Annotated in this window: 15 protein-coding genes; 7 read left to right on the forward strand and 8 right to left on the reverse strand. The window is 70.5% G+C overall.

What is annotated here, in order from left to right:
• Positions 1-84 precede the first annotated feature (84 nt).
• On the forward strand, positions 85-711 hold the full coding sequence (locus tag CRP49_RS00185; protein ID WP_097251575.1) for a hypothetical protein: 627 nt from the start codon (positions 85-87) through the stop codon (positions 709-711).
• Between the two features lie 52 nt (positions 712-763).
• Positions 764-1,186, forward strand: a complete 423-nt coding sequence (locus tag CRP49_RS00190; RefSeq protein ID WP_097251576.1) for a thioesterase family protein — start codon at positions 764-766, stop codon at positions 1,184-1,186.
• A gap of 13 nt (positions 1,187-1,199) precedes the next feature.
• Here the strand turns inward: CRP49_RS00190 and CRP49_RS00195 are convergent, their stop codons facing one another.
• Positions 1,200-1,601 (reverse strand): helix-turn-helix domain-containing protein, encoded by a 402-nt coding sequence (locus CRP49_RS00195; protein ID WP_179851447.1) that lies wholly within the window; start codon positions 1,599-1,601, stop codon positions 1,200-1,202.
• A gap of 91 nt (positions 1,602-1,692) precedes the next feature.
• Between CRP49_RS00195 and CRP49_RS00200 the strand changes: the two genes are divergently transcribed.
• The gene (locus tag CRP49_RS00200; protein WP_097251577.1) at positions 1,693-3,150 is read left to right on the forward strand and encodes an MFS transporter; all 1,458 of its coding nucleotides are present in this window, start codon (positions 1,693-1,695) and stop codon (positions 3,148-3,150) included.
• On the opposite strand, the gene CRP49_RS00205 is transcribed toward CRP49_RS00200, so the two are convergent.
• Complete coding sequence (locus tag CRP49_RS00205; protein ID WP_373560318.1) at positions 3,137-3,991, reverse strand: SDR family oxidoreductase; 855 nt, start codon at positions 3,989-3,991, stop codon at positions 3,137-3,139. The two genes, CRP49_RS00200 and CRP49_RS00205, sit on opposite strands and share 14 nt — an antisense overlap.
• Before the next feature lie 96 nt (positions 3,992-4,087).
• On the opposite strand from CRP49_RS00205, the gene CRP49_RS00210 reads away from it, so the two are divergent.
• Positions 4,088-4,885: an AraC family transcriptional regulator gene (locus CRP49_RS00210; protein ID WP_257033285.1), complete on the forward strand. Its 798-nt coding sequence runs from the start codon at positions 4,088-4,090 to the stop codon at positions 4,883-4,885.
• Positions 4,886-4,928: 43 nt separating this feature from the next.
• A complete protein-coding gene (locus CRP49_RS00215) occupies positions 4,929-5,531 on the forward strand; it encodes an exonuclease domain-containing protein (RefSeq protein ID WP_097251579.1) in 603 nt (200 codons plus the stop codon).
• Between the two features lie 18 nt (positions 5,532-5,549).
• Here CRP49_RS00215 and CRP49_RS00220 read toward each other — a convergent pair whose 3' ends face one another.
• Positions 5,550-7,310 (reverse strand): MOSC and FAD-binding oxidoreductase domain-containing protein, encoded by a 1,761-nt coding sequence (locus CRP49_RS00220; protein WP_097251580.1) that lies wholly within the window; start codon positions 7,308-7,310, stop codon positions 5,550-5,552.
• A gap of 168 nt (positions 7,311-7,478) precedes the next feature.
• Here CRP49_RS00220 and CRP49_RS00225 point away from each other — a divergent pair, with 168 nt between their 5' ends.
• Together CRP49_RS00225 and CRP49_RS47610 are read left to right on the forward strand one after the other, a co-directional pair.
• Positions 7,479-8,348 carry an alpha/beta fold hydrolase gene (locus CRP49_RS00225; RefSeq protein WP_097251581.1) on the forward strand — a complete coding sequence of 290 codons (870 nt, stop codon included), beginning with the start codon at positions 7,479-7,481 and terminating at the stop codon, positions 8,346-8,348.
• Between the two features lie 281 nt (positions 8,349-8,629).
• A complete protein-coding gene (locus CRP49_RS47610; RefSeq protein WP_257033286.1) occupies positions 8,630-8,908 on the forward strand; it encodes a hypothetical protein in 279 nt (92 codons plus the stop codon).
• Between the two features lie 4 nt (positions 8,909-8,912).
• Here the strand turns inward: CRP49_RS47610 and CRP49_RS00235 are convergent, their stop codons facing one another.
• The 5 genes from CRP49_RS00235 to uraH all read right to left on the reverse strand — a co-directional run bounded on the left by CRP49_RS00235 (position 8,913) and on the right by uraH (position 14,044).
• Complete coding sequence (locus CRP49_RS00235) at positions 8,913-9,533, reverse strand: TMEM175 family protein (RefSeq protein ID WP_257033287.1); 621 nt, start codon at positions 9,531-9,533, stop codon at positions 8,913-8,915.
• 68 nt (positions 9,534-9,601) lie between these two features.
• Positions 9,602-11,155 carry a nucleobase:cation symporter-2 family protein gene (locus tag CRP49_RS00240; protein WP_373560319.1) on the reverse strand — a complete coding sequence of 518 codons (1,554 nt, stop codon included), beginning with the start codon at positions 11,153-11,155 and terminating at the stop codon, positions 9,602-9,604.
• A gap of 67 nt (positions 11,156-11,222) precedes the next feature.
• Positions 11,223-12,602: an 8-oxoguanine deaminase gene (locus CRP49_RS00245; protein WP_097251582.1), complete on the reverse strand. Its 1,380-nt coding sequence runs from the start codon at positions 12,600-12,602 to the stop codon at positions 11,223-11,225.
• Positions 12,603-12,723: 121 nt separating this feature from the next.
• The gene (gene pucL, locus CRP49_RS00250; RefSeq protein WP_097251583.1) at positions 12,724-13,647 is read right to left on the reverse strand and encodes a factor-independent urate hydroxylase; all 924 of its coding nucleotides are present in this window, start codon (positions 13,645-13,647) and stop codon (positions 12,724-12,726) included.
• A 4-nt stretch (positions 13,648-13,651) separates the two neighbouring features.
• Positions 13,652-14,044, reverse strand: a complete 393-nt coding sequence (gene uraH, locus CRP49_RS00255) for a hydroxyisourate hydrolase (RefSeq protein WP_097251584.1) — start codon at positions 14,042-14,044, stop codon at positions 13,652-13,654.
• Between the last annotated feature and the right edge of the window lies 1 nt (position 14,045).

A 14,045-nucleotide genomic window follows, 5' to 3' on the forward strand; every position in this document is an offset into this window, starting at 1 on the left:
CCGTTGTCAGACCCCGGTCGTACGCTTCGAATGGGCCGCTCACCTGGCGGTTCCGAGGTGACGACGCAGCGGAGGGAGCACGCCGTGAGCCGAGCGCCGACCCCTGCGCAGCGGCGGGTGATCGAGGGCGCCGACGAGGTCACCGGGCGGCTGCGCGGGACGGAGGCACAGTTGGCCGCGCTGGTGAAGCGGGGGCTCGCCTTCCGCCACCCGCGCCCGCCGCACGATCACTTCCTGACCCCGGCAGGGCATCGCATACGGGAGGCGGAGTCGGTGCCCGAGGCCCGGGAAGAGCCGGCGCCGTCCACCGGTGTGTTCGCGGCGCGCGTCGGCGGGGAGGAGGAGGCGCCCGCGTCGGAGCCGGCCCGGCTGCGGGAGGTGCACAGCGCCTGGCAGGGGCTGCTGGAGCTGCGCCGGATGACCAACCCGAGCGGTGCGACCGACCGCCCCTGCGGCTGGGAACGGACGCATCTGGTGCGGGCCGCCGCGCTCGCCCTGGAGGCGGCAGGGCACCGGCCGACGGGGCCGGACGGCGAGGGCTACCGGGTGCGCGCGACCCCACAGCCGGAGGCGGTAGCCGTGTACGCGCCGGACGAGGAGACGCTGCGGGCGTGTGCCGCCACGCTGGAGCGGGCGGGCTGGCAGGCCGGCGAGTACACCGAGCCGCGCACGCGGGTGCGCTATCTGCTGGCCTCCCCACGCCGGGTGTGAGCGGCGTGCCAGGATCGGTTGACCGAAGATCCGAACGCGAGAAGGGCAAGCAGTGGCCGAACCGTTTTCCGTCCGTGTGACCGTCCGCGGCTACGAGACCGACGTACAGGGGCACCTCAACCAGGCGGTGTACATCAACTACGCGGAGCACGCCCGCTGGTCGCTGCTCCAGGCCGCCGGCATCAGCCAGGCAGATCTCGTCGGCCGAGGCGTCGGCCCGGTGGCACTGGAGACGACGATCCGCTACAAACGCGAGCTGCTGGCCGGTGACGAGGTCGACGTGACCTGCGCGTTCGAGTGGAGCGGCGGCAAGACCTTCCGGATCCGGCAGGAGATACGCAAGACCGACGGCACGGTGGCGGCCGAGATCACCGCGGTGGGCGGCCTGCTGAACCTCGAGGAGCGCAAGCTGATCGCCGACCCCGACGCGGTGTTCAAGGAGCTGTCCGCGGACCTCAGCCTCTTCGGCCTCTAACCGTCCGAGCCGCCTACGCGTCGAGCAACTCGGGCTGGTGCTCGGCGTCGTAGGTCGCCCGCGCCTCGGCGATGTACACCCTGTTGTTCTCGGCCCAGTCGGTCAGCCGCTGCAGCGTCTGATGCAACTCAAGGGCGACCGGGGTGAGTTCGTACTCCACCTTCGGCGGCACCGTCGCATGCACGGTACGCGTGACCAGGCCGTCGCGCTCCAGGTTGCGCAGGGTCAGCGTCAGCATGCGGCGGCTGATGCCCTCGATACCGCGCTCCAACTCCGTGAAGCGGATGGGCCCCTGAGCGGCCGCGACAAGGATCTGCACACTCCACTTGCCGGCCACCCTGTCAAGAACTTCCCGGACGGGGCACGCCTGCGCGTTCACTGCCTGGACGGTAACACCGGTGTTCCTCTGGGACATCGGACTGCCTCCTTACGCCGGCCTCCATGGTCACCCACGATGAACCCCGTTACAAGTCGTGCACCAAGGTGCGCATGAAGAACGGGGAGCCATGTCAACCGCGATCGACAACAGCCCGTCACCGGCGACGGTGGCACCGTCACGAACGTACTCCCGCTGGACGTCCCTCGCAGTTCTGTGCGCGGGCACCCTGATGACGATCCTGGACGGCAACATCGTCACCGTGGCGATGCCGGCCATCCAGAGCGACCTCGGCTTCAGCGGACCGGGGCTCGCCTGGGTCGTCAACGCGTATCTGATCGCCTTCGGCGGGCTGCTTCTGCTAGTGGGCCGAATGGGTGACCTGGTGGGCCGCAAGCGGATGTTCACCTCGGGGCTCGCCGTGTTCACGGCGGCCTCGGTGCTGTGCGGGACGGCGACCGGGCAGGGGGTGCTGATCGCGGCCCGGGCGCTGCAGGGCGTCGGCGGGGCGATGGCCTCGGCCGTGGTCCTCGGCATGCTGGTCGCCCTCTTCCCCGAGCCGCGGGAACAGGCCCGTGCCATCGCGGTGTTCAGCGCGGTCGGCGCGGCGGGCGGGGCGCTCGGCACCTTCCTCGGCGGCGCCCTGACCCAGGCCCTGAACTGGCACTGGATCTTCCTGATCAACCTGCCGATCGGCGCGGTCGCCTGGCTGGCGGCGGTACGCGTCCTCGCGCCCGAGCGCGGTGCCGGACTCGGCAGGGGTGCCGACTACCCGGGAGCCGCGCTCGTCACGGGTGCGCTGATGCTCACGGTGTACGACATCGTCGGCGCAGGGAACCGCTCCCTGACCGCCACCCTCCTCCTGGCGGCCCTGGCGCTCGCCCTGTTCACGGCGTTCACCGTGCGCCAGGCCCGGGCGGCCCGCCCCCTCCTGCGCCTGCGCCTGTTCCGCTCCCGGCTGCTGACCGGCGCGAACGCGGTCCAGGTGCTGATGATCGGCACGATGTACGGCTTCCAGTTCATCAGCGCGCTGTATCTGCAACGTGTGCTCGGTTACGGCGAGTTGGCGACCGGGACCGCGTTCCTTCCGGCCCCGATCGCCATCGGTCTGCTGATGCTGGGGCTGTCGGCACGGACCGTCGCCCGGTTCGGCGGCTACCGGGTGCTCCTCGCCGGGATGGTGCTGATCACCGCCGGGATGGCCCTGCTGAGCCGCGCCCCCGTCGACGGCTCGTACCCCGTCGACGTCCTGCCGCCGCTGCTGTTGCTGTCCGCCGGGTTCGCGGCGGCGATGCCCGCGCTGACCGGGCTGGCGATGTCCGGAGCACGGGAGGAGGACGCGGGACTGGCGTCGGGGCTGTTCAACACCACGCAGGTGGTGGGCGGTTCGCTGGGCCTTGCGGCCCTGACCACGCTGGCCGCGATCCGCACCGACACCCTGCTCGACCGGGGCGCGGACCTGATCCCGGCCACGGCGGAGGGCTACCGGCTGGCGTTCCGGGTCGCCACGGGGATCGCGGTGGCGGCTCTCGTACTGGCGGCGACGGTGCTGCGGCCGGGCACCGACTCCCCTGTCACTCCCCGCTGAACGCCTCCCTGTGGTCCTGCGCCCACTCCCGGTACGTCCTGGCCGGCCTCCCCAGCATCTGCCGGACATCCTCGGTGACGATCGCGTTGCCCCCGCCGCGGACGAAGGCGGTGCCGGTCAGGACGCCGTCCGCCTGCGCCTCGTCGAAGCCCCAGACGGTGAGCAGATGCTCGCGTGTCTCCTCCGGGGAGAGGTCCCGGGTGGCGACCGGGCGGCCGAGGACGGAGGCGAGCACGGCGGCCTGGCCGGGAACGCTGATCGCCTCCGGCCCGGTCAGCGTGTACGTCCGCCCCGCGTGCCCGCCGTCCACCAGCGCCCGCACCGCCGCCTCGGCCACGTCCCGCGGGTCGATCACACCCGACTCCCCGTCTCCGGTCATGTTCGGCACCGGTTCGCCCCGCCCGACCTCCCGCACCCAGCTGAGCGTGTTGGAGGCGAACGACGAGGGGCGCAGGACCGTCCACTCGGTCCCGCTCTCCCGCACCGCCCGCTCTCCCTCCACATGCCACACACCGGCCGGGCCGACCTCGGGATCGCCGGTCCCGATGGCGGAGAGCTTCACCAGCCTTCGCACCCCCGCCGCCCGCGCCGCCTCGACCATCCCCAGGTCGTGCCCCTCCTCCGGGCCGGGGGGACGCAGCAGGAACGCGGCCGTCACCCCCGCCATCGCGCCCGCCAGGGAGCCGTGGTCGAGGTAGTCCCCGCGCGCCACCTCCACCCCGGCGGGCATCCGGGCCTTCGCCGGGTCGCGGGTCAGGGCGCGCACCTTCTCGCCGCGCGCCGCGAGCTGTCGTACCACGTCGCTTCCGATGGTGCCCGTGGCACCCGTCACCAGAATCATGAGGTCCACGGTGGGGTGAACCGGGCGCCCGGCTCTTGGAGATTCCGGCACGGTTCGCCCGCCCGGAAGGCGGTGCGGCGCCCTTACGGTGGAAGGGTGCCGAACGCCACCGACGGGCAGGCCCTGACCACGCCCGAGTCCCTGCGCCCCTGGATCGCGGGGGTGCGGACCGTGTCCGTCTCCGACCCGCCCGTCGAGTCCTTCGTCCACCTTCCCGACGCGGTCACCAAGGTGGTGCTCCGCGTGGGTCCGGACGGGCACCGCGATGTGCTGGCCGTCGGGCCACGGGTGCGTGCCGGGTACTACGAGGGCAAGGCCCATGTCTCCTGTGTGGAGCTGCACCTCGCGCCCGGCACGGCCCGGCCCCTGCTGGGCGTCCCGGCGGCCGACCTGGTCGGGCGGGTCGTACCGCTCGACGCGCTGCCGGGCCGGCCGGCGCACCGGCTCGCGCGCGAGGTGCGGTGGCTGGATCCACGGGAGGCGGTGCCGCACCTCGCCGAGGCACTGCCCGAGCTGCTGTCCGCCGCGACGGACCCCGCCCGGACGGCCCTTCTGCGGGCCGGTGTCGACGCCCTGTCGGTCCACACGGACCGGGCACCCGCCCAGGTCCGTGACGTGGCCCGCGAACTCGCCGTCAGCGAACGCCAGTTGCGCAACCTGTTCACCGAAGGCGTCGGCGTCTCCCCCAAGCACTACGCCCGCATCAACCGCGTCCGCACGGTCATCGACCGCGCCACGACCGCCCCCTGGTCCGAACTGGCCGCCACCACCGGCTACTACGACCAGTCCCACATGACGACCGACTTCCGCACCCTGATGGGCGTACCGCCCCGCTCGTACTTCACCGGCCGACTGCCCTCGTCCTCACCGTGCCAGGCGGGGCCCCGCGCCTGAATTCGGATGCGCGGGACAGCCCCGGGTGCCATGCTCCGGTCCCATGCCCGCACGACGCGTCAAGCCCAGCCGCTGCATCTCCGTCGACATCGAGGCCGACGGTCCGATCCCGGGGCCGTACTCCATGCTGAGCCTGGGCGCGGCAGTCGCCGGCACCCAGGACGTCGACGGGTTCGCCCCGGCCGACCCCGAACTGCAGACCTTCTATCGCGAACTCCGCCCGATCTCCACCGACTTCGTCCCCGAAGCCCTCGCCGTCAGCGGCCTGGACCGCGACCGGTTGAAGGCTGAGGGCGCCGAACCCACCGTCGCCCTTGCCGAGTTCTCCACCTGGGTCCGCGAGGTCAGCGTCGGCGCGCAGCCGGTGATGTGCGGCTATCCGGCGTCGTACGACTGGACGTTCCTGTACTGGTACCTGATCCGCTTCACCGGCGAGAGCCCCTTCGGGCACTCGGGCTGCCTGGACATGAAGACGCTGTACGCCACCAAGGCGGGACTGCCGCTGCGGGCGGTGGCCAAGGGCACCATGCCGAGGCATCTGCTGTCCCGCCGCCGTCACACGCACCACGCCCTCGACGACGCCGTCGAACAGGCCGAACTGCTGGCCAGCCTCATGGCGTGGCCGGGTCCTGCCGGGTCGGGTTGAAGCATTGGCAGAGCGCGATCAGAGATCGAGGACGACCTCGGAAGTCGGTTCGCTGCAGCAGACCAGGACGGTGCCGGGTTCGGGGAGTTCGAGGGGTGGGGTGGTGTAGGTGATGTCGCCGGCCACGAGGTGGGTGACGCAGGTGTGGCAGACGCCGGTGCGGCAGGACCAGCGGGTGGGGATGGAGCAGGCCTCGGCGAGGTCGAGGAGTGAGGCGTGGACCGGTGACCAGGCGGTGGTGATGCCGCTGCGGGCGAAGGTGACGAGCGGGCCGGTGCCCGGGGGGCCGGGTGGTTGGTGCGGTCGGACGGCGGCCGTGGGCGTGATGCCGGGGTTGATGGCCGGGAGGGCGCTGAACTGTTCCGTGTGGATCCGCTCGGGGCGCAGACCGTGCTCGCGCAGGAAGCCGCCGAGGTCGTCCATGAAGACGACCGGTCCGCAGAGGTAGGCGTCCGCGTCGGCGGGGATGCCCAGCGCCGCGAGCGACAGGGCGCTCGGGCGGCCCTGGGTGATGTGGGCCTCGTCCGGATGGGGGGCTTCGGCGGTGTAGTAGATGTGCTCGTGGGCGTCGGGGAGTTGCGCCAGGAGCGCGTGGCTCTCGTCCGCGAAGGCGTGGTGAGCGCGGTCGCGGGCGGTGTGGATCCACCAGACAGGGCGTGGATCCCTCGTGGCGGCGAGCTGGTGGAGCATGGCGAGCACGGGAGTGGCGCCGATCCCCGCGGAGACGAGGACGACCGGGCGGGTGCTTTCGTCGAGTACGAACGTCCCGCGCGGGCTGGCGACGTCCACGAGGTCGCCGGGCCGGAGCGTGTCGTGGATGTAGCGGCTGACCTGCCCGTGGGGCTCGTGCTTGACGCTGATGCGGTACGTCCCGGCCGTGGGTGCGGAGGACAGGGAGTAACTGCGCACCGTGGGGGCGGCGTCGCCGACCGCGAGGCGGAGGGAGAGGTACTGGCCCGGGCGGGCGTCGGGTAGGGGTGTGCCGTCGGTGATGTCGAGGTAGACCGAGGAGACGGTGGGGGTCTCGGGAACGATGCGGACGACGCGCATGGCCTTGAAGCCCGGCCATCCCGGCCCCTCTCCGGGCTGCTGGGTGCCGGCGCGTTCACTGGGCCATCCCGGTTCCTGCTTGGGCTGCTGGGCGGCGGCGAGTTCACGGAAGGACTGCTGCCATCCGGGGCTGAGGGCGGGGATGTTCAGCGCTCTGCGCAGCTTGGCCGGGTCACGGTCGGGCAGGTAGAGCAGCGCGTCGGTGTCGGCGACGCTGAGCTCTTCCGGGCCCTTGCGGGTGAGGGTGATCTCGTCGCCGGCCTGGACGTGTCCCTCGGTGATCACGCGCAGGTAGAAGCCGGGGCGGTGGTGGGCGACCAGCAGGGAGGCCATGGTGGGTTCACCCAGGCGCATGCCGACGCGGTAGCAGGTGACGCGCGGCTGGGTGACTTCGAACTCGGCTTCGCCGATGCGGTACCGGTCGCCGACGCACACTTCGTCGTCGGGCAGGCCGTCGACGGTGAAGTTCTCCCCGAAGATCCCGAAGGTCAGGTCGTCACGACCCAGCTGCTTCTGCCAGTACTCGTAGGACTGGAGCTGGTAGACGAGGACGGCGCGGATTTCGCCACCGTGCCCGGCGAGATCCCCTTGACCATCTCCGTCGACGTTCAGCCGCCGGACCATGCGAGAGCCCTGGACGGGGGCCTTCCAGGCTCCGGTGTGGACGGTCCTCCCCTGCCAGGACACGTCCGCGGGCATCCCCACGTTGACGGACAGCAGCGTCGCCATTGCGGACCTCCGTTGGAACCGATCCTAGATCTGTGCCGGTGCCGCCGCGATTCCCCGCGGCGCCCCGGCCACCATCGCGACCTAACCAATAAAAGCATATTGACGGGTTAGGTCAAGCGTGCTCGACTGGAAGCGTAACCACTGAATCTCACGAAAGAGGTTAGAAACATGCTCTCCCCAGCCCACCACCGCACCGCCACCGTCAACGGCCTCGACGTCTTCTACCGAGAGGCCGGCGACCCCCAGGCGCCCGCCGTCGTACTGCTCCACGGCTTCCCCACCAGCTCGCACATGTTCCGGCACCTGATCCCGGCGCTCGCCGACCGGTACCACGTGATCGCCCCCGACCACATCGGGTTCGGCCAGTCCGCGATGCCCTCCGCGCAGGACTTCCCGTACTCCTTCGACGCCCTCACCGAGGTCACCTCCGGCCTGCTCGGGCAGCTGGGCGTGGACCGGTTCGCGATGTACGTGCAGGACTACGGCGCCCCCATCGGCTGGCGGCTCGCGCTCCAGGCCCCGGACCGCATCACGGCGATCATCACCCAGAACGGCAACGCCTACGAAGAGGGCTTCGTCAAGCCCTTCTGGGACGGCGTCTTCGCCTACGCCAGGACCCCGGGACCGGACACGGAGGCCCCCATGCGCGGTGCCCTGACTCCCGAGATCACCCGATGGCAGTACGTGAACGGGGTCGCCGACCCGAGCCTGGTCAGCCCCGACAACTGGGTGCACGACCAGGCGCTGCTGGACCGGCCCGGCAACGACGAGATCCAGCTCGGGCTCTTCCGCGACTACCCGACCAACGTGGACCTCTACCCGCAGGTCCACCAGTACTTCCGCGGCTCCCAGGTCCCGCTGCTGGCGGTCTGGGGCGCGAACGACGAGATCTTCGGCCCCGCGGGTGCGGAGGCGTTCCGCCAGGACCTGCCCGATGCCGAGATCCACCTGCTCGAATCCGGGCACTTCGCCCTGGAGAGCCACCTCGGGACCATCACCGAGCACATACGCGACTTCCTCGCCCGCGTCCTCGTCTGACGCGCGGGGCGCACGCCGTAACCGGAAGGAATCCGTCATGGGACTGTCCTGGCAGCAAGGCCCCCTCTCCGCCGGCGCGATCGGACACTTCCTCACCCCCGAACCCCTCCCCGACCTGCTCCACGAGCCGGGCCGCTATCCCGTCGCCTACTTTTCGAGGGTGCGGGAGGTGTTGCGGATGTCGATGCGGTGGTACGGGTCCGCCGCGTGACCGAGGATGCGTTCGTCCTCCTCGTAGAAGGCGTCCATCGCCCGCCAGGCGAGTCCGCCTCGGCGACGCCGTGATCGCCCGCTCCGAGCACCCCGTCGTCCTCTTCGAGTCGGGATTCGCCCCACGCTGGTACGTCCCCCGCGCCGACATCGGCGAGGCACGTCGCGCCGCCTGGACGTACCGCGACGCCTACCGGGAGGCCGACCGGATCAGCGACCTGGTGTCGTGCGAACCGGACAAGGCCGAGGTGTATCTCGACGGCACGCGCCTGCGCCTCGAACCCGGGCAGAACGTCATCGCACACGGCGTCGACCGCGGCCTCGACGTCGACGAGGTCAAGGCCGGCTGACCGGTCACTCGGGCTGTCTGGACACGGTCGGCACCGGGACCTGGTTGAAGCCGTAGTAGAGGGCGATCAGGCCGTGCGCGGCGAGGGTGAGGGGGGCCGAGACGAAGGCCAGGCCCACCGTCACCGGGTAGGCCAGCGAGCCCAGGGCGAAGCGGGCCCGGGTCGCTCTGGCCGCCTGGACGTCGACGCGGGCGTCGAAGAGGTGGCCCGTGCGGGTGAGATGCCACCACAGGGCCTGGAAGGCGGCGGCCATCAGCACCATCACCAGGCTGTAGACCGCGGCCGCCACATGCGAGGCCTTGTCCTCGCGCAGGTACTCCGCGAGCATCGCCGTCGGCCACGGCACCGCGGCGACCACCATCAGCACCAGCAGGTTCAGGAACATCAGCGTGCGGTCGACGCGGGCGACGTAGCTGAAGACCTGGTGGTGGTTGACCCACATGATGCCGATGACCAGGAAGCTGACCACGTAGGCGGCGTAGGAGGGCCATTGAGCGCCCAACGCCTGCCAGAGGCCGCCGTGTTCGCCGACCTCCGGGACCTTGATCTCCAGGATGAGCAGGGTGATGGCGATGGCGAACACACCGTCGCTGAAGGCCTCGACACGGCTCGACTCGTTCAACATGGCACACAGGGTGCACCATCCGCCCCAGGGGGTACCGCTGTTCGCCGTACCCCCTGGGCGAACAGCGCTCAGTGCGCGGGCGCCAGTTCCTCGCCCGACTCCATGGGGTGGGTGACGTCCTCGGCCTCGCGGCCCCTGCCCAGGTGGTTGAAGACCAGGTTGAGCAGGACCGCCGCCACGCACCCCGTCGAGATGCCCGAGTCGAGGACGATCCGCGCCGTCTCGGGGAAGGCGTGGTAGAAGTCCGGCGCCGTGATGGGGATCAGGCCCACCGCCAGGGACACCGCGACGATCAGGACGTTGTTGTCCTTCTCCAGGCCGGCCCGGACCAGGGTCTGGATGCCGCTGGCCGCCACCGAGCCGAACAGGACCACGCCCGCGCCGCCCAGCACCGGGCGGGGTACCACCGCGATCAGCGACGCCGCCATCGGGCACAGGCCCATCAGGACCAGGAAGGCGCCGCCCGTGGCGACGACGAACCGGCTGCGGATCCTCGTCATCGCGACCAGCCCGATGTTCTGCGCGAAGGCGCTGCACATGAAGCCGTTGAAGAGGGGGCTGAGGGCCGAGCCGAGGGTGTCGGCGCGCAGGCCCGCCGCGATGGTCCGCTCGTCCGCGGGGCGTTCGACGATCTCGCCGAGTGCCAGCATGTCGGCTGTGGACTCGGTCATGGAGACCACCATCACCACGCACATCGACAGGATCGCGGCGACCTGGAACTGCGGTGCGCCGAAGTGGAACGGGCTCGGGAAGCCGATCACGTCCGCGTCCGCCACCGGGCCGAAGTCCGTGACGCCGAACGGTATCGCCACCAGCGTGCCCACGACCAGGCCCAGCAGGACCGCGATCTGCTTCACGAAGCCCCGGGTGAACCGGCGCAGGGCGAGCACGATCAGGAGGGTGATGCCGGCCAGCGAGAGGTTGGTCGTCGAACCGTAGTCGTGCGCGGCGGGGTTGGGGCCCTGGGCCCAGTTGAAGGCGACCGGGAGGAGGGAGACGCCGATCAGGGTGATGACCGTACCGGTGACGACCGGTGGGAAGAAGCGGACCGCCTTGCTGAAGAAGGGGGCTGCCACAAAGCCGAGGAGGCCCGCGACGATCACGGCGCCGTAGATGATCGGCAGTGCGTCGGACTTGTCGTGCGCGGAGGCGACGATCGCCGTCATGGGGGCGACCCCGGCGAAGGTGACGCCGTTGACGAAGGGCAGCCGGGCACCGATCTTCCAGATGCCGAGTGTCTGCAGGAAGGTGGCGAGGCCCGCGGTGAAGAGGCAGGCGCCGGTGAGGAAGGTGAGTTCGGTGCCGGTCAGGCCTATGGCCGCGCCGACGATCAGGGGTGGGGCGACGACTCCGGCGTACATGGCGGCCACGTGCTGCAGGCCGCTCGTCGCCATCTTGAGTGCGGGGAGTTTTTCGTCGACTGGGTGGGTCTCGTCGACGGGGTCAACGATCTGAGCGGACACGGCGGCTCCTCCGGTCGCGGTTAGACACGTCAGCTCTGACGTGGGTTTCAAGGAGGTGGTGCGCGACGGTCGTGCGGGACCGGAGGCCCTTCGGGGGCCTGCGGACGGTGACCGTTCCGGGGCGCGCGCATGTACGCGCGCCCCGGAGACGGCCGCCATGGACCCCGCTCGGGTCCACGGCTGCCGACCGGGAGCCGTCCCTCCCGGCCGGTGTCCTGTGGGGCTCTCAGCCCTGGGCGGCGATGCGCGCCAGGCGCTGGGCCTCGTCCCGCGTGGAGCGGGCGATGGCGTCCTCGTCGACGGTCAGCAGGCGGCCGTTCTCGACGATCTGACGTCCGTTGACGAAGGAGGCGGTGACCGGGGCCGCCGCGCCGAAGACCAGCGCGGTCACCGGGTCGGCGATGGAGGCGTGGGCGAGGGTGTCCAGCTTCCACAGCACCAGGTCGGCCAGCTTGCCGGCCTCCAGCGAGCCGGTCTCGGCCGCGCGGCCGAGCACCTGGGCACCGCCGTAGGTGCCGAGGCGCAGCGCCTGGCGGGCGTTCAGCGCGGCCTCGCGGTGTGCGCCGAGGCGGTTGATGAGAAGGGCGTTGCGCAGCTCGGTGTGCAGCTCACCCGACTCGTTGGACGCCGTGCCGTCGACACCGAGGCCGACCGGGACGCCCGCCTTCAGCATGTCGGGGACACGGGCGATGCCGGCCGCGAGGCGGGCGTTGGAGGACGGGCAGTGGGCGACGCCCGTCTTCGTCCGGCCGAAGGCGGCGATGTCGGAGTCGTTCATGTGGACGCAGTGCGCCATCCACACGTCCTCGCCGAGCCAGCCTGTGGACTCGAAGTAGTCGGTCGGGCCCATGCCGAACAGCTCGTGGCAGAACTTCTCCTCCTCCACGGTCTCCGAGCCGTGCGTGTGCAGCCGTACGCCGAGGCGGCGGGCCAGCTCGGCGCCCTGCTTGAGCAGTTCGGTGGAGACGGAGAAGGGGGAGCAGGGGGCCACGGCGACCTGGGTCATCGCGTCGAAGGAGGCGTCGTGGTGCTCCTTGACGGTGGCCTCGGTGGCGGTGAGGGCGCCTTCGAGGGTCTCGACGGCGAAGTCCGGGGGCAGGCCGCCGTCCTTCTCGCTGCGGTCCATGGAGCCGCGGGCCAGGGTGAAGCGGACGCCCATCTCGCGGGCGGCGCGGATGATCGCGCCGGACAGGTCGCCGGAGCCCTGCGGGTAGACGTAGTGGTGGTCCATGGCGGTGGTGACACCGCCGCGGGCCATCATGGCGAGCGAGCCCTGGGCCGCCGCGTACACCATCGGCTCGTCGATGCGCGCCCAGGTCGGGTACAGCGCGACCAGCCAGTTGAAGAGGTTGTGGTCGGTGGCCAGGCCCCGGGTGATCCACTGGTAGTAGTGGTGGTGGGTGTTGATCAGGCCGGGGGTCACGAGGTGACCGGTGGCGTCGATACGGCGTACGACGTTCTCCAGGCCCTCGGGTGCCTTCCCCGCGCCGACCGCCTCGATGCGGTTGTCGGCGATGACCACGTACCCGGAGGCGTACTCGGTGTCGTCGGCGTCGACGGTCGCGATCGAACAGTTCTCGATGACGATGCGCTGGGCTGCTGCCATGATTAGTCCTTTTCGCTCAGTGGACTCAAAGGGAGTGGGCACGGCAGGACCCTAGGGAGTTTGAGTGCCGCGGCCGGGGAGGCAGGGCCCGCCGGCCGCGGGTGCCGCAAAGGGAGGTGGATCAGAGGTTGGTGAGGTCCACCGGGATCTTCGGCTCGCAGCCGTCCCGGAGGATGGTCGCCTCGATCAGGCCGTAGGGCCGGTCGGCGGCGTAGTAGACCTCGTTGTCGTTCTTGAGCCCGAAGGGCTCCAGGTCGACCAGGAAGTGGTGCTTGTTCGGCAGGGAGAAGCGGACCTCGTCGATCTCGCTGCGGTTGTTGATGATGCGCGAGCCCATCTGGTACAGCGTCTGCTGCAGGGAGAGGGAGTACGTCTCGGCGAAGGCCTGGAGCATGTGCTTCTTGACCTGCTCGTAGGACTTCTCCCAGTTGGGCATCTTCTGCTCGTCGTCGGTCCAGTTGAACCGCCAGCGGCCGGAGACCTGGGTGGCCAGGATGCGGTCGTACGCCTCCTGCAGGGTCGTGTACTTGTCCTTGACGTAACCCCAGAACTCGGAGTTCGTCGAGTTCATCACGACCAGGTCCTTGAGGCCGGAGATGACCTCCCACTTCTCACCGTCGTAGGTGATCTGGGTGACGCGGGTCTCCTGGCCCTTGCGGACGAAGGAGTGCTTGACCTCGTCGGCGCCGATGAACTTGGAGTTGGCGTCGGAGGTCGCGATCCGCTCCCAGGCGTACTCCTCGATCCGGATCCGGGCGCGGTGGATCGGCTCCTGCGAGGTGACGAAGTGGCGGGCGAGGTGGATGCCGAACTGCTCGGCGGACTCGATGCCGTGCTCCTTGGCGAACGCGTACACCGTGTTCTTGGTGGTGTCGGTCGGCAGGCAGTTGGCGTTGGAGCCGGAGTAGTGGACCTCTGCCATGTCGCCGCTCAGGGCGACGGAGACGTTGAGGTCCTTGATGTGGTGGGTGGCGCCGTCCCGCGTGATCTTTACGACTCGGTTCTCGGCCTTGCCGTACTGGTTCTGTCCCAGGATGGTGGGCATTTAGCTAGCTCCCTCGGTAAACGGAGTAGCCGAACGGGTTGAGCAGCAGCGGCACGTGGTAGTGCTCCCCGGGGTTGACGGCGAAAGTGATCGCCACCTCGGGGAAGAACACGGCACCGCTGTCCCGATTCGCGGGGGCGTCCTGCTGCGCATCGGCTTGCTTCTTCTCGAAATACGTCTCGACGGCGAAGTCGAGCCGTACGTGTGTCGTCCCCTCCGGCAGGTCCGGAAGGTCCTTGCACCGGCCGTCGGCGTCGGTCGCGGAGCCGCCGAGCGCCTGCCACTCCGCGTCCCGGCCGCTACGGGCGGAAAGCTCGATGGCGACGCCCTCGGCGGGGCGGCCGACGGAGGTGTCCAGGATGTGTGTGGACACGGAGGCGGTGGTGCTGGTGCTCATG

The organism is Streptomyces sp. Ag109_G2-15, assembly GCF_900215565.1.
Lineage (GTDB): Bacteria > Actinomycetota > Actinomycetes > Streptomycetales > Streptomycetaceae > Streptomyces > Streptomyces diastatochromogenes.